Genomic DNA, 18410 nt, shown 5'->3' with positions numbered 1-18410 from the left:
CAGCCAGCTTACAGTCGGCCCGCCGGTTCAGGCCGAGCGCAACGGGAAGAAGACGCTGAAGGTGTTGCCCACGCCGTCGATGTCTTCCTCCAGCGTGATGCGCGCGCCGTGCAGCGTGGCGATCTCGCTGACGATGGCAAGGCCCAGACCGCTGCCATCCTCCTGCGTGCCGAGCAGGCGGTGAAAGCGCTCGAAGATGCGCGCGCGCTCCTCCACCGGTACGCTCGGCCCGTCGTCGCTGATGGCCAAGCGACAGTGGTCGCCATCGCTCTGGCTCACCCGAACCGTCACGCGGCCGCTCGGCTGGCTGTAGCGGATCGCGTTGTCGATCAGGTTGTTGATCAGCTCGCGCAAGCGGTCCCGGTCGGCGTTGATCACCAGCGGATGCTCGACGCCTTCGAAGCCGAGGTCGATGTCGCGCTTGAGCGCCTGCGGCACCCAGTCCATGCTGACCTCGAGCACGTAGGCATTCAGGTCGAGCGGCTGCAGTTGCATGGCGTCAAGCGCGCCGGGCTCGTTGCGGGCGAGAGAGAGCAGCTGCCGCACCAGCCGCGAGAGCCGGTCGGCACTGATGTAGAGCTGCGCGAGCGAGTGGCGCACGCGTTCCGCGTCGTTCTCCCGCAACGCCAGTTCGATCTGCGCCTTCAGGCCGCTGACGGGTGTCTTCAGCTGGTGCGCGGCATCGGCCACGAAGCGGCTCTGGAAGTCGAAGGTGCGCCCCAGGCGCGCCATCAGCTCGTTGACTTCATCCACCAGCGGCCGCACCTCGCCTGGCACGTCGTGCGTATCGATCGGGCTCAGGTCCAGGTGCGACCGATCGGACACCGCGCGCCGCAGCCGCTGCAGCGGCTCGAGTCCGCGCGAGACGCCGAACCAGACCACGGCCGTGGCCATCACGATCAGGAGCAGCTGCGGCACCACCACGTTGGCGACCATTTCCCAGGCCAGGCGCGTGCGCTTGTGCAGGGTCTCGGCGACCTGGACCAGGACCTTCGGCGTCGCGGCGTCGGCGCCAACGGGCATCCACGCCACGAGCATGCGCACCGGCTCGCCTCGCACCGTGTCGCGGTAGACGCGCGGCTTGCCGGGTTCTGCGGCGCGCTGCGGCGGCGGCATTTCGGCGTCGCCGCCGAGCGTCGTGCCGTCCTCGCCGACCACGCGGTAGAAGAGCAGGTCTTCCTGGTCGAGCAAGAGGATGTTGCTCGCGGCCTCGGAAAGATCGAGCCGCGGACGTGTGCCGTCGTCGAGCTTCACGTGCAGCACGATCTCGCGCCCGATCTCGTACAGCGCGCGGTCGTAGGCCAGGTCGGAAAAACGCAGCGAGTTCCAGTAGGCGGCTCCGGTGTCGAGCACCAGCAGCACCACAAGCGGTCCGAGCAGCCAGGCCAGCAGCTTGCGCCGCAGCCTCGGCTCAGGTTTCCGCATCGCTGCGGTCCATCAGGTAGCCCATGCCGCGCACCGTGCGGATCTCGCACCCGAGCGGCTCCAGCTTCTTGCGCAGCCGGTAGACGTTGACCTCGATCGCGTTCTCGCCGACCTCGTCGCCCCAGCCGTAGAGATGGTTAACCATCTGCTCTTTGCCAACGACGCGACCTTCGCGCATCATCAGCAGCTCGAGCACGGCGAGCTCGCGCGGCGACAAATCCAGAGGTCGCTTGTCGTAGAACACGCGCCGGCCCACGGTGTCGAAGCGCAGCCGGCCGTGTTCCAGAAACGGCGTGGAGTTGGTACTGCGGCGCAGCAGCGCACGCACGCGCGCTTCAAGCTCCGGCAGGTCGAAGGGCTTGGCCAGGTAGTCGTCGGCGCCCAGGTCGAGCCCGCGCACGCGGTCCTGCAGCGTGTCGAACGCAGTCAGCATCAGCACCGGCATGGTGGACTTGCGCGCACGCAGCCGGCGCAGCACGTCCAGGCCGCTGAGCTTTGGCAAGCCGATGTCGAGGATCGCGAGATCGTAGATGCCGAGGGCGAGCGCATGGTCGGCCTCTTCGCCAGTGGAGACGATGTCCACGGCGTGGGCGGACTGCACCAGCGCACGCGAGAGCGCGTCCGCCAGTACCTTGTCGTCCTCTACAAGCAATATCCGCATTGGTTGGCACCCCGCCCTTGTGCAGCGGAATATGCTAACCGCAATGCTTCGAGGGGAGGCGGCGATCCGCCGCGGGCTTCCCGGTCAGTCCACGCGGATGTTGCGGGCCTTCACGACACGGCTGTAGATCTCGGCATCGCGGCGCACCATGGCGGTCATTTCGGTGCGTGACACGCCGAGCGGCTCGCTGTTGAGGTCCTTGATGCGCTTGGCGAGGTCGGGGTCCTTGCTGGCCTCGACGAACACCGCATTGAACCGTTCGAGCACCGCGGTCGGCGTGTTCGCGGGTGCCCAGATGCCGTGCCACGACATCATCGAAAAGCCCGGCATCACCTCGGACAGCGTGGGCACGTCGGGCAGCGCGGGGTGGCGTGTGGGCCCCGAATAGGCCAGCGCATGGACGCGGCCGCTGCTGATGAGCGGATAGCCCGTGGCGATGGGCTCCATCAGCGTATCGACCTGTCCGCCCACCAGGTCGGCGATCGGGCTCGCGCGGTACGGCACGTGCAGCATGGTGATGCCGACCTCGTCCTTGAGCGACTCGACGATCAGCTGCGACGGGCTGCCCGCGCCGTAGGAGGCATGCGAGTAGACGCCGGGCTTCTCCTTGGCCGCGGCCACGAGGTCCTTGATGGTCTTGGCCGGGAACTTCGCATTCGCGATCAGCACGAGGCCCTGGCGCATCGTCGTGGCGACGGGCACCAGGTCCTTGTCCGGATCGAACGGCAGCTTGCTGTAGATGTACGGGTTGATCGTGAACGCCGTGGAGAGGTTGTAGAGAAAGGTGTAGCCGTCGGCCGGCGCCTTGGCCACCGTGTCGGACGCGAGGTTGCCCGCGGTGCCGGGCTTGTTGTCGATGAGCACCGGCACACCGAGCTTGCGGCTCGCGTAGTCGCCGTACATGCGCGCGAAGATGTCGGGCGGCGTGCCGGGCGCGAACCCGACCACGATCCTGATCGGCTTGCTCGGCCATTCCGCCGTCTGCGCAGCCGACAGGGTCGATGCCAGCCCGGCCGCAAGGCCCAGCACCAGGCCAAGCATTTTCTTGAGGGTAGTCGAACGCATTTCTTGTCTCCTTGGGCAACGCTGTGCCCGTTTTTGAACATTCCGCTTGCCGCCCGATATGGCCGGGCATTTGGCTCTTCTTCTCTTCTTCTCTTTCTCTTCAATCCACCTGCGCGCCCGAGCGCCGCACCGCCTCGCCCCACTTCGCGATCTCGGCCGCGCCGAACGCCACCATCTCCGCCGCGGTCATGGCCATCGGTTCGATGCCCTGGGCCGCGAGCTTGTCGCGCACCGCCGCCTGTGCGAGCACCGCCTGCGTGGCATCGCGCAGGCGATCGCGCTGCGCGGCGGGCATGTCGACCGGTGCATACAACATGAACCAGGCCACGAGATCGAAGTTGGCGATGCCCTGCTCCGCGAGTGTGGGAACCTCGGGTGCAGCCAGGCTCCGCTTCGCGCTCGACACGCCGAGCGCGCGCAGCTTGCCGGCGCGGATCTGCGGCAACACGGCGGCCGGGTGATAGAACATGAAATGCACGTTGCCCGCCATCACTTCGGTGAGTGCCTGCGCGCCGTCGCGGTACGGCACGTGCACGAAGTCCTTGCCGAGCCGCAGGTTCAGCGTCTCGCCCGCCAGATGGCCCGAGGTGCCGTTGCCCGCCGAGGCAAAGCTCATCGACTTGCCGCTGGCGCCCCGCAGGTCGGCCACGCTCTTCCATGGCGCCGCGGCCGACACCACCAGCAGCGTGGGCGTGGCTCCGATGAATCCGAGCGGCACGAAGTCCCGTTGCGGCTGGTAGGAGAGCCGCTTGTAGAGCGAGGCGTTGATCGCATGCGTGCCGACGGTGCCGAGCAGTACGGTGTGTCCGTCGGCGCCCGAGCGCGCGGCCAGTTCGCTGCCGATGGCGCCGCCCGCGCCAGGCTTGTTGTCGACGATCACTGGCTGCGAGAGCTGGCGCCCCAGCGCGTCGGCCAGCACGCGCGCCACGATGTCGGTCGAGGTGCCGGCCGCGAACGGCACGACCAGCTTGATGGCACGGCCGTCGCCGGCCTGGGCCCAGGCGCCGGCCGTCCACAGCGTTGCCGCGGCCAGCCATGGGCGACGCTTCATGAGGCCGCTCCGAAGCCCGCCGGCACGCTGCCGTCGTATCGCAGCTCGCGCGTGGCCTGGTAGGACAGCGCGAAGCCGCTCGGCGTCTCAGCCTCTTCCCCCAGGTGGGCGATCAGGCCCGCCGTGCGCGCCAGGATGGGCACGCCGCGCAGCGACGCGACAGGAAACCCGACGCCCAGCAGCACCGCTGGAATCGCCGCCGAGACATTCATGCGCAGCGCCTTGCCGACGATGTCCGGAATCACCTCCTCCAGCGCCTGCGCGATGCGCACGTAGCGCAGGTCGGCGCCCGCCTGCGCCGCCACGTCGATCAGGCGCTCGACCCGGGGATCGCGCGACTTGTGCAGCGGATGGCCATAGCCCGGGATCGGCGCGCGCGCGGCTTTCAGCTCGGTGATGGCCGCCGTGGCCGCGTCGTGCAGCCCGGCACCCGCGTCGACGCGTGCCGCCACGTCCATGAACAGGCGGCCGGCCGTTTCAGACGCACCGAGGATGACCGAGCCGCAGCCCAGGATCCCCGCCGCCACCGCGCCCTGCAGCGCATCGGGCGCCGCCGCGAAGGTCATGCGGCTGGCCTGCACGCTCGGCACGAGGCCGTGTTCGGCAATGGCGACCAGCGTGGCATCGAGCACCACGCTGCAGGCCGCATCGGGGCGGCGGCCGGTGAGCAGCAGGAAGAAATAATCCGTGAAGGACAGGTGGCCGATGAGCTCCTGGCACAGGTCCTGGCCGCGCACGACGATGGTGTGTTCGTCCGAGGTGCAGATGGCGGTGCTCGGGACGGTGGACTTTCCGATTTTCATGTGGCGTATTTCTGGTGTTCAGGCATGCGGGGTTCAAGGCGGAAGTCGTAGTGCGCGGACCAGTACGGGGTCTGCAGCGTCCGGCCGTCGGGCGCGCGGCCCGCGGGATGCGATTCGAAATCGACGATGAGCCTTGGACGCACGCCGAACACGGCGTCGGACTCGATGTACGGGCTGCCGGCCACGAAGAGATGCGTGGTCACGGGCACGTGGCCCGGCGCCGAGACCATCATGTGGATGTGGCCGGGCCGGTTCGGATGGCGGCCCATGGCTTCCAGCATGCGTCCTACCGGGCCGTCGGTCGGGATCGGATAGAAGCTCGGCCGGATCGACCAGAACCAGTAGCGGCCCTCGCTGTCGGTGCGGATGCGTCCGCGCGCCGCCATGGCGGCACCTTCGACCTGCATGTCGTACACGCCCTCGCCGTCGCCGGACCAGATGTCGAGCAGCGCGCCCGCGAGCGGCCGGCCCTCGGTGTCGGTGATGCGGCCGCTGTAGAAGGTCGGCTCGCCGCGCGCGCCCTGCGCCACGTCGGCGCCGAGCGGCAGGTCGGGCGCGCCCTCCCAGTAGAAGGGGCCCTGCACCGTCGCGTGCGTGGCTTCGGTGATCTCGGTGGCCTGCGTGGCCTCGGCGCCCGCCCGGCCGCGCTTGCCCGCTGCGGCGCGCAGCTGGTCAAGGATCACCACCATCATCGACGCGCCCAGCGTGTCAGACAGCAGGATGAACTCCTGGCGCTTGTCGGTGCAGGTCTGGCCGGTGGCGGTCAGGAACTCGATGCCCCGCATCCACTCCGCGGGCGTCAGGTCCACCTCGCGGATGAAGGCATGCAGGTGCGTGATCAGCGACTGCATGACCTGGGCGAAGCGTGCGTCGCGCGCGCCCTCCAGGCTCTGCAGCACGGTCTGCGTCAGCTCGCTTTCGTTCGATGGGGTCATGGCTTGCTTGTCTCCTGCTTTTTGTTGAATGGCTTCGGGCGGCCCGGCTATGCGGTGGCCGGCTGCCCCAGGCGCTTTCGGATGGGCGTGACGATGGCCGCGTTGTCGGCGCCGAGCATCGGCGGCGCGCTGACCTCCAGCGGGCGCTCGCCGTCGAAGCTCACAGGCGAACGGATCGTGTGCCACTCGCCGCCTTCGGGATGCGGTGCGCTCACCTGCAGCTGCAGGTGCCGCGCCTGCGGGTCTTCCATCGCCTCGCGGGTGTCGTACATCGGCGCATGCGGCACGTCCTCGGCCTCGAGGCGCGCGCACCATGCGGCGCGGCCGTGCTGGCGGAACAGGCCGCCGAGCAGCGCGATCAGGTCTTCTTGGTGCGCGATGCGGGCTTCGCGCGAGGCAAAGCGCGGGTCCGCGAAGAGCCGCGGCCGCTCGATCGCGTTGGCGAGCCCCTGCCAGAACTTCTCCGGCGAGGACATGTGCAGCGCAATCCACAGCCCGTCCGCGCACTCCAGCACATAGGACTGCGACACGCTCGGGCGGCTGAACGGACCCATGACCTCGCTCTCGGAAAAGAGGTGCGTGAACGCGTCGAGGTTGAAGTGGCACATGGCTTCGAGCATCGACACCTCGACCGCGCGGCCCTGGCCGGTGCGGCCGCGTTCGACCAGTGCGCCGAGCACGCCGTAGGCGGCGTAGAAGCCCGTCATGGCGTCGGCGAGCGCCGGGCCCACTACGCGCGGGTTGGCCGGGTTCACCAGCAGCTTGAGAAAGCCGCTCGCGGCCTGCGCGACCGTGTCGTAGGCCGGCCGGGCAGCTGCAGGGCCTGTCTGGCCGAAGCCGCTGATCGCGCAATACACGAGCCGCGGATTGAGGTCGCGCAGCCGGGCCTCGCCGGCACCGAGCCGCTCCGCCGCACCGGGGCGGAAATTCTGGATGTAGACGTCGGCGTCCTTGACCAGTTCGTCGAACACCGCCGCATCTTCGGGCAGCTTCGGGTTCAGCGTGATGCTGCGCTTGTTGCGGTTGTAGGTCTGGAAGTGCGGGCTGTAGAGGCCGCCGCGAAAGGCACGGAACGGATCGCCCGCGCCGGGCTGCTCGATCTTGACCACCTCGGCGCCGAGGTCCGCGAGGAACATGCCCGCCGCCGGGCCGGTGATGAACGTGCCTTGTTCGAGCACCTTGATGCCGCTGAGGACTTTTTGCACCGGGGAGGTCTCCTGGGGTTGTTGTTCGGGGTTGGAGAAACTGTAGGTGGCGCCCGCGGATGCGGAAAATGATTGTTTTTCATCGTTAGCATCGATGCCATCGATCATTGGTCCCAAGGAACGCCATGGAACTCCGGCACCTTCGCTACTTCATTGCCCTGTCGGGCTCGCTGAACTTCACGCGCGCGGCCGAACGCCTGCATGTGACGCAGTCGACGCTGTCGCACCAGATCAAGCAGCTGGAGGAAGAGATCGGCATCGCGCTGTTCGACCGCGTCGGCAAGCGCGTGAGCTTGACCGAGGCGGGCGACGAGTTTCTGCACTACTGCACCAAGGCCCTGCACGAGATCGACCTTGGGCTGGGCGCACTGCGGCAGGAGAGCTCGGACGTGGCGGGCGAGCTGCGCGTCGGCTCCACGCACACCTTCAACCTGGGCTTCATTCCGGATTGCATCGCGAGCTTCCATGGCAAGCACCCGCGCGTGAAGGTGGTGGTCGAGGAGCTCTCGGCCGACCAGATCGCCGCGCGGCTGCAGCAGGGCACGCTGGACCTGGGCATCGCCTACCGGCCGGCCGCGCCGGGGCCGCTGCAGTTCGAGCCGCTCTACAACGAGGAGATGGTGCTGGTGGTGGCGAAGAAGCATCCGCTCGCGCGCCGCAAGCGCGTGCGCATGGTGGAGCTGCATCGGCTGCCGATGGTGCTGCTGCCGGCGAGCTTCGCCACGCGCCAGATGCTCGACGAATGCTTCCGTTCCTGCGGCGCGCAGCCGCACGTGGTGGCCGAGATCAACACGCTCGCACCGATGATGGACCTGGTCGCCAAGACGCAGCTCGCGTCCATCTTGGCCGCGAACGTGGTGACGGCACTCTCGGGCCTCGTCGTGGTCCGGCTCGAAAGCCCGACGCCTGTGCGCACCCCCGGCATGCTGTGGTCGCCGGTGGCGCGCGATGCCGCGGCCACGCGGGCGTTCTCGACCATCGTGCGCAAGCTCGCGCTGCGAAGCAGCCTGCAAGGGGTGGCGCGGCCGGCGCGCTGACGCGCATCCCGGGCGGCCTTCGCCCAGCCATGCCGCCGCGACATATCTCGATGTGGACGGGCCGGATAGCGGCGCGCCCGCGCACTGGCGATAGTCCATCACGCCAGGGGTCAGGACCAAAGACACCCTTCGGCGCTTCAAAAAACACGGAGACAAGAAGATGGATATGCGCACCCGCGCCTGCCTTGCGGCGGGCCTCACGACTGCTTCGCTCGGATCGCTTCCGGCCTTTGCGCAAGGAACGCCGCCGGTGGACAGCGTGAGCATCTATGGTGTCGTCGACGAGTATGTGGGTTCGCTGCGCCGCAGCGACCAGCCCGGCCGCACCAAGGTACTGAACAGCGGCGGCATGACGACCTCTTACTGGGGCGTGCAGGGCAGCGAAGACCTGGGCGGCGGCCTGCGATCGTTCTTCGCGCTGGAGAGTTTCTTCCAGGCCGACAGCGGCACCTTCGGCCGGACGACGGCCGATTCCTACTTCTCGCGCAACGCCTATGTCGGCCTCGGCGGTGCCTACGGCCAGGTGAGCGCGGGCCGGCAGACCAATGCGCTCTATGCGGCCACCGGCAGCTTCAATCCCTTTCTCGCATCGGCCAACCTGAGCCCGGTGATGCTGCAGGTCTGGAGCACGGGCTACAACCGCGCGGTGCTCGGCGACAGCGTCTGGGACAACACGCTCCAGTACGCGTCGCCCGACATGGCGGGGTTCCGCGTGTCCGCCGCCTATGGGCTTGGCGAGGTGACCAACCGCGGGGGCGTGCGCAACGTCAACCTGACGGTCAACTATGCCAAGGGCCCGTTCGCCGCGGTGGTCTCGGCCCAGCAGGTCAAGGCGGGTCCGGGCCTGGCGGCGCCGATCTCGAGCCAGAAGGCGCAGATGGCCGGACTCTCGTACGACTTCGAAGCGGTGAAGTTCTACGGCCAGTATTTTCATACCGACACGCCCGACATCCGCACCACGACCCGGACCACGCAGCTCGGCGTGGCGGTGCCCGTGGGCGCCGGCCGCATCATGGCATCCGTCGCGCAGACCCGCAGGGACATGCCCATCACCGATACGAGCCGCACGACGGCGGCGCTCGGCTATGACCACTACCTTTCCAAACGCACCGACCTCTACGCGGTCTACCTTTCGGACCGGCTCACCGGCTACGAGCGGCGCGGAAGCCTCGTGCTCGGCATGCGGCACCGCTTCTGACACCTATTGCAAGCTTGTTCCACAGTGAATCGAACCTCATGAACACCCTCCTCAAGATCTCGCGGCGGTCGGCGCTCGTGCTGGCCGCGGCCTCCATTGCCATGGGCGCCAATGGGCAGCCCTCCAGCACCAAACCGATCCGCCTCGTGGTGCCCTTCGGGCCCGGCGGTGTGGCCGACCTCACGGCACGCGTCGTCGCGCAGAAGATGTCCGAGTTGATGGGGCAAAGCATCATCGTGGACAACAAGCCCGGCGCGGGCGGCGTGGTCGCCGCCGACACCGTGGCCAAGGCACCGCCCGACGGACTCACGGTGCTGCTGATGTCCAACGGCAATGCCGTGAGCGTGGGCCTCTTCAAGCGCCTGCCGTTCGACACCGCGCGGGACTTCGCGCCGGTCTCGACGATCGGCTATTTCGATCTGGCCGTCGTGACCTCGGCGGACTCCAAGTTCAAGACCATGCAGGAGCTGCTGGCCTATGCGAAGGCGCATCCGGGCACCGTCAACATCGGAACGATCAACGTTGGCAGCACGCAGCATCTGGCGGCCGAGCTCCTCAAGCGCAGCACCGGCATCGACGCGCAGGTGATTCCGTTCAACGGCTCCCCGGCCATGATCACTGCGCTGCGCGGCGGACAGATCGATGCCGGCGTCGAGATCCTTGCGCCCCTTCTCGGGCAGATCAGCGGCAAGTCGCTGCGGCCGATCGCGGTCATGGGCACCAAGCGCTCGTTCGCGTTGCCGGACACGCCTACCGTCGCCGAGAGCGGTGCGCCCAAGTTCAACGTCGCCTCTTGGAACGCCTTTGCGGTGCCCGCGAAAACGCCGCCGGCCGTTGTCGAGCGGCTCAACAAGGAAGTCAACGCGGCGCTGGCCGCGCCCGAGGTCAAGGAGCGGCTGCGCCAGATTGGCGTGGAGGCGCAGGGCAGCACGCCGCAGCAGCAGGCGGAACTCCTGAAGAACGAGATCCAGCGCTGGTCGGAAGTCATCCGACTGGCCGGCATTCCGAAGCAGTGAGCCTCAACGCGGCGCCAAGCCCGGTCACGCGGGCGGTGCCGTTCCGTTCATCGTCTCGGCCACTACTTCGCGGACCAGCTTCAGCACCGCCTGCTGCGTCAGCGTGGCGGGCCGCTGCGAACTGACGGCCAGCGCCAGCCGACTGCGCAGTTGCGGATCCGTGACCCGTTGGGTCGCAAAGGCCTTCGGGCGCGGCGCGGTGAGCACCGCATTCAAGGACAGCACGGCCAACCCCACCCCGTCGATGACGAGATCCAGGATCGCGGCCACCCCATCGATCTCCATCGCGATCGTCGGCCGGCAACCGATGTTTGCCATTTCCGCCTCGACCAGCATGCGAATCGAATTGGGCTTGGTCGGAATCACGAGCGGTTGCGACGCCACCTCGCGCAGCGAGACTTCGCTGTCGACCGTGCCACCGGGCTGCGCCGGCCCCACCAGGTACAGGTCTTCCTCGAGGATGACCACGCTGTCGATGTCGGCCGAGGGTGCGGGGTTGTAGAGCAGCGCAAGGTCGATGCGTCCGGCAATCACCGACTCCTGCATGGCGCTCGAGAGCGCCTCGGTGATCGAGAGGCGCGCATCGGGCAGCTGGTGGCGGAATGCGCGCGTCAGTGGCACGGCGATGCGCTTCGCGATGCTGGGCGGCAGGCCCACCACGACGCGGCCGGCGAGCGCGCCGCGCATGCGGCCGAGGTCTTCCTTTGCGCGCTCGATCTGGTGCAGGATGCCCCGGGCGTGCTCCAGCAGCAGCTTGCCGGCATCGGTCACAGTGACGCCGCGGCCGTTGCGCGTCAAGAGGTTCTGCCGCAGCTCTACTTCGAGCTGGCGGACCTGCCGGCTGAGCGCGGGCTGCGCGACGTCGATCACGATCGACGCCCGCGTGAAGCTCCCGAGCTCCGCCACACGGACAAAGTACTCCAGCTGCTTGAGGTCCATGGCGCCTAGTCTAGGGCTGCGCCCCCGTGCACGGTCTAGGACCAGTACAGACGCATCGGGTTGTCCACGAGCAGCTGGCGCTGCAGCTCGACCGTCGGCGCGATGCGCGGGATCATGTCGACCAGCGTGCCATCGTCGGGCATGTGGGCCTTGAGATTGGGGTGCGGCCAGTCGGTGCCCCACAGCACGCGGTCCGGGAACGATTCGACCAGGCGCCGCGCGAAGGGAACCACGTCGTCGTAGGTGGGCGGACCGGCGAGCGACAGGCGCTCGGGGCAGCTCACCTTCGACCAGATGTTCGGATGCTCGCGCAGCAGGGTCACGAAACGCTCGAACTGCGGCCCGTCGACCGGCTGGCTCACATCAGGGCGGCCCATGTGGTCGACCACCACGATGGTGGGCAGGCGCGTGAAGAAGTCCCACAGCTCGGGCAGGTCCCCGGCCTCGAAGTACACGACCACGTGCCAGCCCAGCGGCGCGATGCGCTCGGCGATGCTCATCAGCACCTCGCGCGGCGTGAAGTCGGCCAGGCGCTTGAGGAAGTTGAAGCGCACGCCGCGCACGCCGGCCTCATGGAGCCGGTGGAGCTCGGCGTCGCTCACGTCCGCCGCCACAGAGGCCACGCCGCGGGCGCCGCCATTCGAATGCGCCAGCGCATCAAGCAGCGCACGGTTGTCGTTGCCGTGGCAGGTCGCTTGCACGATCACGTTTCGCTCGAAGCCCAGTAGATCGCGCAGCGCAAAGAGCTGGTCCTTCGAAGCATCGCACGGCGTGTACTTGCGCTCCGGCGCGAAAGGAAACGCCGCCGCGGGGCCGAATACATGGCAGTGCGCGTCCACCGCACCGGGCGGCGGCGTGAAGTGCGGCTTCGACGGCGCGGGATGGAACGAGAGCCAGTCCTTGTCCATGGTGCTAGCCGGGCTGGCGGATGGCCGGGTCCGTTGAAGAGGAAGAAGAGCGGATGGCGCGGGTGTGCATGCCGTGCATCTTGCGCGGATCAGGGGCATCGAGCGAGGATGCAACCGCGCTAGCTGCTAGCGCGTTTCGGTATGGCTGGGCGCGAGGGTGCGCGGCACGCCTTGGTATGCCTGCGTGAAATTAAGCTCTAGCCGGCGGCCCGCACCGGCGCCAAGCTGGGCGCACGTTCAGCGGTCAGGTAGATGGCCGTCGTTCCCACCGATGAATGGCCGAGATTGTTCTGCACAATCTGGATCGGCACCGGCACCTGCCCCTCGCGGCCGTGCAGCGCGTGGGCGCCATGCGAGTGGCGCAGCCAGTGAGTGCTCGCTTTCTTCAACTGCAGCGCGTCTGCGCCCTCCAGGCCGATGGCGGCTTGGGCGACGAACGCCTTGATCGCTTGGTAAAGCCCCGAGGCAGACCAGGCGGCCGGGCGCCGCGACTCGGCGTCGAAACGCGCCAGCACATGGATGCCGCGGTTGCCCACGGCGCCGACTTGCCGTTCGAAGCCATGCCGCGCGAGTTCGTCCTCGAGCTCGGCCACGAGCGTGGAAGGCACCGGCACCTGCCGGCGGCGCCCGCCCTTGCCCGCCACAGCCAGCTGCCAGCCGATTGCGGACATACCGTCGGCGGTGCGGTACTCGACCTGCTCCAGGTCCTCGCATTTCGCTCCCGTGATCTCGGCCAGCCGCAGTCCGGTCGCATAGAGCCAGCGCATGCCGCGGCGCAGCCGGCGCCTCGCCTCGGTGTCGGCATGCGCCTGTAGGAGCGCGTCGACGTGGTCCCATTGCGCAAAACTCAGCGCGCGGCGCGAATCGAGCGGCTGCTGCAGGCCGGGCGGCGGCGCGAGGGTCGCGAACGGGTTGCCCACCAGGTAGTTCTGGTTGACGAGGAACGCGCAAAGACTCCGCAGAATGGCGATCGCCTGGCGCAGCGCCGACGGCGCGAGCGGCCCTTCCATCGGCCGCCACAGGGGCGACCAGCGTTGGTGGTGGCGCGCACCGCACCAGCTGTCGGGCGGATCGAGCAGAAAGTCGCGATAGTCGGTGGCGTCCAGGGCGGTGAGCGACGACAGTGCCTTGCGCCGCTCCAGCACGGCCCAGAGCAGCAGGCGCTCGGCCTCTTTGCGGTAGGAGCGCTGGGTGGCCGAAAGCTCGCCGCCTCCATCGCCGGGACGCTTGGCGCTGAGCCACGCGCCGATCGCCTCGTGGTCGTTGGCGGCCATGAGCAGACAGCGTTCGCGTGGCGCGCGGTTGGTGCCGGCACTGCCATCGAGATCGGCAGGAAGAACGAACTTTTCGTATGGCACGAGCGCCGTTCCGGTCGGCACCACGGCCGCGAGCGCCAGCGGAGCGAGCTGCGTCCTCGGCTTCAAGGCATGGGAACCAATACGCAATCCGAGCGCCTGCTGGTTTGCGCACAGCCAGTCGAGGATGCGCGCTGCCTTGAGTTCGCCCACGCCGGGCACGTGCACCCACCAGCGCGCGCCAATGCCGTTGACGCGGTCGACGAGGGCGGAAAGCGTCGAGACGCCGGCGCGCTCGAGGCGCGCGGCAACCGAGGGATTGAGCCACGCCGACACGCTGTCGCCGGGACGCGGATCTTGCGCGACCAGGTTCTCGAGCCAGCGCAGCGCATCGAGCTGGCGCTCGATGACCTGGGCACGGCGCGAGGGTCGTGCGCCCTGCCCTCCCCTACCCGCGGCGGGATAGGCTGCTTCGTAGGCTTCGATCTGCTCCGTTTCGGAGAAGTCCTCCAGGCCCTGCGCCGCAGCAAATTCGGCAAGGCTCGGCAATGCCGGCGCCGCGGGGAATCGATCGGGATCGAGAAGGATCAGGCGGGCGGTGCCCGGCCTGTGCTCGCGCCGCGCGGCCGCCGCGAACTCGTCGCGGATCCAACCGATGGTGCGGCGCACCGTGCGCAGATCGGTGTGTTCGCCCTCCAGCCGCAGGTAGCGGTCCCAACTCGCCCTTTCATCCAGGCCCTGCGCCAGGGCCCGCATGAACGCAAAGTGCCCGCGGTGCAGCTTGCGCGCGGTGCCGTGCTTCATGAAGCCGACGTCGGGTTCCGCTCGCCGGTCGATTGCCAGAACTTCCACCACGGCCTGGGTTCGGGAGGCGCCTCTGGCGGCAACTGCTGCAGCTGGCTCTCACGCGTGCGCCGGCGCTGTTCGACCTCGAGCGCATGCGCGATTCCGAAGGCTTCGCGGTCGCCGCGCCCGGCAAGCGCGCGCCAGCTCACCGCGAGGCGCGCGAGCTCATCATCATCGATGTGGGCCAATTGGGAGGGTGTAGGGACGGAAGCCATGTGGTTCAAGTCTAGGCGGAGATCAGCCGACACCGCACGGCGAGGCGGAACATGGCGCTGAGTGGCTGCTGGGCTGGAGCTTGGACGATGGTCTGTGTCATGAATTGCCTTGATGATAACTCGAGTAATCATCAATACACATTTTGTGTTGCAAGATCGCACCTAGATAAGGTGTCCGACCTAAGTTATTGATTTCAAACGATTTTATCGCGCGGTCAGCGGGTGTCCAGTGCCTGGCTTCAGGCCGCTTTGGGGGTGCCCATCGACTTGTCGGTCGGGGTTTCAACCCATTCTGCCCGCGGCCAAGCCAGGCCTGCGGCGCCCGCCGCTGTGTGACTAAAACAACGCAGCAAGGCTGTCATTGGTTCCGAGGACGCGTCGCTGGGGCCGCTCACCTATGTTCAGCGTCCCGTCCCGCTACCGCAATGTTTGCAGCCAATGCGCAGGAGTGCTCCTTGAAACTTCTTCACTTACAGAGAATTTCTTCGCTCTACGAAAAGCTGGTCGTACTGGCACTTGTCATGAACGCCGCGCTATTTGGCGTTTTCGTCCTGTGCCGAGCGCCCACGGCAAGGCCCCTGTGAAGGCGGCACAGCCCCAGGAAACCGCACAAATCGAGGCCGAGGCGCCCAGCCTCGCGGAAGAATGCACGCTCAAGGAGATGCACTCGGATCGAGGACGCGGAGACTAGCCGGGCGAGTTGCCGGGCATCACGGCGGACTGAGGAGGCCGGCGCCGCGCTGCCTCCAGACAGGCCGCCACGAAGCGCCGCGCGGCCGTGGCATCCAGGTCCTCCGGCGTCCACGGTGCGGAGCCATCGCTGGCCGCGCCTGCGGAGGCCGAAAGGGCGATGCCGAGCGAGCGCCGCAGGGGCGCCGGGATGGCATCGTCGGCGACGAGAAGAAGAGCGGCAATCCGTGCGGCCTTCGGGGTCAGTTGCACCGCCTGCTCGTATAGGGGGCCAGTATGCATACCAATCGACTGGCAAACGGCATGCCCGGAACGCTCCCCTCCCCTCCCCCTCCCCTTTTTCTTTCTGTCAGTGCGCGTTGGCAGGCGCAGGTCGCACGTGCGGAGAATCCCAACGGCTCTCACATTCAGGCCTGCCCGTGTCGGGGCGGCCCCTCGTCTTACAAGGTGCGTGCCTTGCGCAGGGCCTCGCCGATCCCGGTTTCCAGTGCCTCCGGGCTTGCATCGATCGCGGCTTCGGGGCTGAGGGTGATCGTGATCTCGCCGCTCTTGGCGCGAACCAGCGTGCCGAGCTTCTGGCCGCCAGCAACGACGTCCAGCTTTTCCGAACGCTCGAAGCCCGGTTTCGCGTCGAGCAGCCGGGCGACCACCATGGCAGGCGCGAGGCTGTGGCCCCGCAGCCTTTCGACGCGCTTCAGCACACCGCGCCGATCCTTTTCCATCGCCGCGTTGATCTGCTCGGCATGGCGGAAGCTGATCTCGAGCGGACTGCGGAAGCACTCCACCACGGCCGGCGGCAGCTGCGCGACCAGCAACGCCTTGCGCACCCAGGTGTGGCTCACGCCCAGCGCCTCGGCAAGCTGGCGCTGGGTCGGGAACAGCTGCTCCTCGAGCGCGCGCTGGTACATCAAGCCCTGCTCATAGTTGGACAGGTCCGCACGTTCGCGATTCTCGCGGTCCATTGCAGCAAAAAGCGCTGCATCCCCCAGTTCGTCGACCCAGATCGAAGCCAGCACGGGAATGCCCAACTCCAGCGCTGCCCGATGCCGGCGATGGCCGAAGACGATCTCGAACTGGCCCGGCTCCTCCTTGATCGGCCGCACCAGAATCGGCTGCACATTGCCGCCCGCGTGCTCGATGTCCGCCTTCAGGCCGGCGAAGGCGCTGCTCGAGAACGAAGCGTCGTGGCGGTTGGCCCAGCGGCTCGGATGAATGGTCTTGGGATCCATCTTCCGCGTCGGCAGCGAGCCTTCGTACTGGCTGAGCTTTTCGCGCAGCGCCGCCATCTCGCCTTCGACCTGCTGGATCTGGCCACGGAAAGCCATCATCTGGCCCGGGCCGGTGCGGGGCGCGAGGCTGCCACCAACGGCCGGTGGAAACCTGGTTTCCACGGCATTGGATGCGGAGGGCGGCTCCATGGCCGACGTGGCCGAGGCCGGCGCAGCGACCGGATCCTTGGCGGCTTCTGGAAGCATCAGGCCGGCGGTCAACGCCTCCAGCCGCTTGCGGGTGCTAGCCATGTTGGACACTCCTTGACGCGCCGTGCGCTGCGCTCGATGCCGTGGAACCCGACGGTTGGCGGGCGCGCCCGGCGCCCTCGCCCACCCTCACGGGCTCTGGGAACCGCCGTCGTGGAAACCAGGTTTCCACGGACTTCAGGATCTGCGATCCGGCTGGAACATATCGAAGTACGGGCCGCGTGGAAACCAGGTTTCCACCCGAAGGGTTGTTGGCCTGCGGTGGCACGATGCTCATTGCGCAGCCCTCCCCTGTGCCGTCCAGGCGCCGATCACCGACTGCTCGACGAGTTCCACGAACGAGTCGTAGGCGTCGACCGCGCGCTTGTAGGTCTTGGCGGCCCCTTCGTATTTCTGCACGTCGTAGACCGTGGCGAATTCGGCTGCCTTGTTGCTGGTCACACTGGTCTTGGGAATCTCGACTGGCAGCGTGTATTCGCCGTAGGTCGCCTGGATCCACTGCCGAACGGCCGGCATGGCCGGGTCAGCAGCGTCCACACGGCTCAGCAGCACATGGAGGAAGTCGAAGGCCTTGCCTTCGCGGTCCTTGCTCTGGCCGTCGAGATTGCCGCCAAGATCGGCAAGCAGGGACCAGAACTGCGCCGACGACGCAAAGTCAAGGCCCGAGGGCGGCACCGGAACGACGATGCCGTTCGCGGCCCACAGCGCATTGATAGTGACATATGACAAGGAAGGTGGCGTATCGATCACGATCACGTCGTACAAATCCCGGACCGACTCGAGGCCTTCGTTCAGCACGTCCCAGAACTTGGCGCCGGGCTGCTGCATCTGGCGGGCGGGAAGGGCGAACTCCGCGGAGAAGAGAAAAGGCGCGGCCGCGACCAGGTCGATCCCGTCCCAGTAGGTCGACCGGATGGCGTAGCGGATGTCGTTTTCGCTGCCATCGCACAGCGGGCCGATCGTCATGTCCTCGGTAACCTCGGCCTCGGGCAGCAGACCGTGCAGCGTCGTGAGCGAACCCTGCGGATCGGTGTCGATCGCCAGCACGCGGTGGCCGCGAAGACTCAGGCCCTGTGCCAGCACCATGGCGGTGGTCGTCTTGGCCACGCCGCCCTTGAAGTTGCCCACCGCAATGGTGATGGCTTTGCGGCCCGCCGGACGCATCTTTTCCGCGCGGTAGGTCCTGGTCCAGCGGCGCAGTTCGTCAAGCTCGAAGGTTCGCTTGCCGCCCGAGGGCGTCAGCCGGCCGGCCGGAAGATCTTCCTTGGTGATGCGGTAGGCCACATGGGCTTTGTCGACGCCGCAGAGCGCGGACAGTTGGGCCGTGGAGTAGGTCGGCGGAATCTTGCGGGCCTCGGGCGCCAGCAGCATGCCGCGGATCTGCTCCACCATCGACCCGGCGCGCGTAGCGAGCGCCGCAATCTTTTGCATGTTGATGGTTTGGCGGGGTGGAACCTGGAGTTCGGTGGAAACCAGGTTTCCACTGACCGACGGCACGGGAACTGACATTTTGTATAGCCTTATTCGACAGAATCCGGCAATTCTATGAGAATCTGTCGAATGGACAAGTTTTACCGACAAGCCCGCCTTACCAGCTCCAAGTATTGTGAGGACGGTTGGGGATCAGGGTCCTCGGGAGCGCT

General features: G+C 67.6%; 17 protein-coding genes. 3 read left to right on the top strand and 14 right to left on the bottom strand.

The window, feature by feature from the left end:
- Window positions 1-27: 27 nt before the first annotated feature.
- The 7 genes from J2X92_RS04515 to J2X92_RS04485 all read right to left on the bottom strand — a co-directional run bounded on the left by J2X92_RS04515 (window position 28) and on the right by J2X92_RS04485 (window position 7145).
- On the bottom strand, window positions 28-1425 hold the full coding sequence (locus tag J2X92_RS04515) for a sensor histidine kinase (protein ID WP_307573714.1): 1398 nt from the start codon (window positions 1423-1425) through the stop codon (window positions 28-30).
- Window positions 1412-2086 carry a response regulator gene (locus tag J2X92_RS04510; protein ID WP_093013387.1) on the bottom strand — a complete coding sequence of 225 codons (675 nt, stop codon included), beginning with the start codon at window positions 2084-2086 and terminating at the stop codon, window positions 1412-1414. Before J2X92_RS04510 ends, J2X92_RS04515 begins: the two co-directional genes overlap by 14 nt.
- A gap of 84 nt (window positions 2087-2170) precedes the next feature.
- A complete protein-coding gene (locus tag J2X92_RS04505; protein WP_307573712.1) occupies window positions 2171-3151 on the bottom strand; it encodes a Bug family tripartite tricarboxylate transporter substrate binding protein in 981 nt (326 codons plus the stop codon).
- A gap of 100 nt (window positions 3152-3251) precedes the next feature.
- Window positions 3252-4202 carry a Bug family tripartite tricarboxylate transporter substrate binding protein gene (locus J2X92_RS04500; protein ID WP_307573710.1) on the bottom strand — a complete coding sequence of 317 codons (951 nt, stop codon included), beginning with the start codon at window positions 4200-4202 and terminating at the stop codon, window positions 3252-3254.
- On the bottom strand, window positions 4199-5005 hold the full coding sequence (locus tag J2X92_RS04495) for a citryl-CoA lyase (RefSeq protein ID WP_307573708.1): 807 nt from the start codon (window positions 5003-5005) through the stop codon (window positions 4199-4201). Before J2X92_RS04495 ends, J2X92_RS04500 begins: the two co-directional genes overlap by 4 nt.
- On the bottom strand, window positions 5002-5940 hold the full coding sequence (locus tag J2X92_RS04490) for a dioxygenase family protein (protein ID WP_307573706.1): 939 nt from the start codon (window positions 5938-5940) through the stop codon (window positions 5002-5004). The genes J2X92_RS04495 and J2X92_RS04490 overlap by 4 nt, the downstream gene beginning before the upstream one ends.
- Before the next feature lie 47 nt (window positions 5941-5987).
- The gene (locus tag J2X92_RS04485; RefSeq protein ID WP_307573704.1) at window positions 5988-7145 is read right to left on the bottom strand and encodes a CaiB/BaiF CoA transferase family protein; all 1158 of its coding nucleotides are present in this window, start codon (window positions 7143-7145) and stop codon (window positions 5988-5990) included.
- Between the two features lie 125 nt (window positions 7146-7270).
- On the opposite strand from J2X92_RS04485, the gene J2X92_RS04480 reads away from it, so the two are divergent.
- The 3 genes from J2X92_RS04480 to J2X92_RS04470 all read left to right on the top strand — a co-directional run bounded on the left by J2X92_RS04480 (window position 7271) and on the right by J2X92_RS04470 (window position 10396).
- On the top strand, window positions 7271-8182 hold the full coding sequence (locus tag J2X92_RS04480) for a LysR substrate-binding domain-containing protein (protein WP_307573703.1): 912 nt from the start codon (window positions 7271-7273) through the stop codon (window positions 8180-8182).
- Between the two features lie 160 nt (window positions 8183-8342).
- Window positions 8343-9380, top strand: coding sequence for a porin (locus tag J2X92_RS04475; protein WP_307573701.1), 1038 nt, complete (start codon window positions 8343-8345; stop codon window positions 9378-9380).
- A gap of 38 nt (window positions 9381-9418) precedes the next feature.
- A complete protein-coding gene (locus J2X92_RS04470) occupies window positions 9419-10396 on the top strand; it encodes a Bug family tripartite tricarboxylate transporter substrate binding protein (RefSeq protein ID WP_307573700.1) in 978 nt (325 codons plus the stop codon).
- Window positions 10397-10420: 24 nt separating this feature from the next.
- Here the strand turns inward: J2X92_RS04470 and J2X92_RS04465 are convergent, their stop codons facing one another.
- The 7 genes from J2X92_RS04465 to J2X92_RS04435 all read right to left on the bottom strand — a co-directional run bounded on the left by J2X92_RS04465 (window position 10421) and on the right by J2X92_RS04435 (window position 18198).
- Window positions 10421-11335: a LysR substrate-binding domain-containing protein gene (locus J2X92_RS04465; RefSeq protein ID WP_307573698.1), complete on the bottom strand. Its 915-nt coding sequence runs from the start codon at window positions 11333-11335 to the stop codon at window positions 10421-10423.
- Between the two features lie 35 nt (window positions 11336-11370).
- Window positions 11371-12243 carry an amidohydrolase family protein gene (locus tag J2X92_RS04460; RefSeq protein WP_307573696.1) on the bottom strand — a complete coding sequence of 291 codons (873 nt, stop codon included), beginning with the start codon at window positions 12241-12243 and terminating at the stop codon, window positions 11371-11373.
- A gap of 197 nt (window positions 12244-12440) precedes the next feature.
- Entirely contained in the window at window positions 12441-14342 is a 1902-nt protein-coding gene (locus J2X92_RS04455; RefSeq protein ID WP_307573695.1) for a phage integrase family protein, read from the bottom strand.
- The gene (locus J2X92_RS04450) at window positions 14339-14599 is read right to left on the bottom strand and encodes a hypothetical protein (RefSeq protein ID WP_307573694.1); all 261 of its coding nucleotides are present in this window, start codon (window positions 14597-14599) and stop codon (window positions 14339-14341) included. The genes J2X92_RS04455 and J2X92_RS04450 overlap by 4 nt, the downstream gene beginning before the upstream one ends.
- 687 nt (window positions 14600-15286) lie before the next feature.
- Window positions 15287-15571, bottom strand: coding sequence for a hypothetical protein (locus J2X92_RS04445; protein WP_307573692.1), 285 nt, complete (start codon window positions 15569-15571; stop codon window positions 15287-15289).
- 158 nt (window positions 15572-15729) lie between these two features.
- Window positions 15730-16809 (bottom strand): ParB/RepB/Spo0J family partition protein, encoded by a 1080-nt coding sequence (locus tag J2X92_RS04440; RefSeq protein ID WP_307573691.1) that lies wholly within the window; start codon window positions 16807-16809, stop codon window positions 15730-15732.
- Between the two features lie 231 nt (window positions 16810-17040).
- Window positions 17041-18198 carry an AAA family ATPase gene (locus J2X92_RS04435; RefSeq protein WP_307573689.1) on the bottom strand — a complete coding sequence of 386 codons (1158 nt, stop codon included), beginning with the start codon at window positions 18196-18198 and terminating at the stop codon, window positions 17041-17043.
- Between the last annotated feature and the right edge of the window lie 212 nt (window positions 18199-18410).

The sequence above is a fragment of the Variovorax paradoxus genome (assembly GCF_030811855.1).
Classification (GTDB): Bacteria; Pseudomonadota; Gammaproteobacteria; order Burkholderiales; family Burkholderiaceae_C; genus Variovorax; species Variovorax paradoxus_L.
This window is presented reverse-complemented; position numbering and strand designations above follow the sequence as displayed.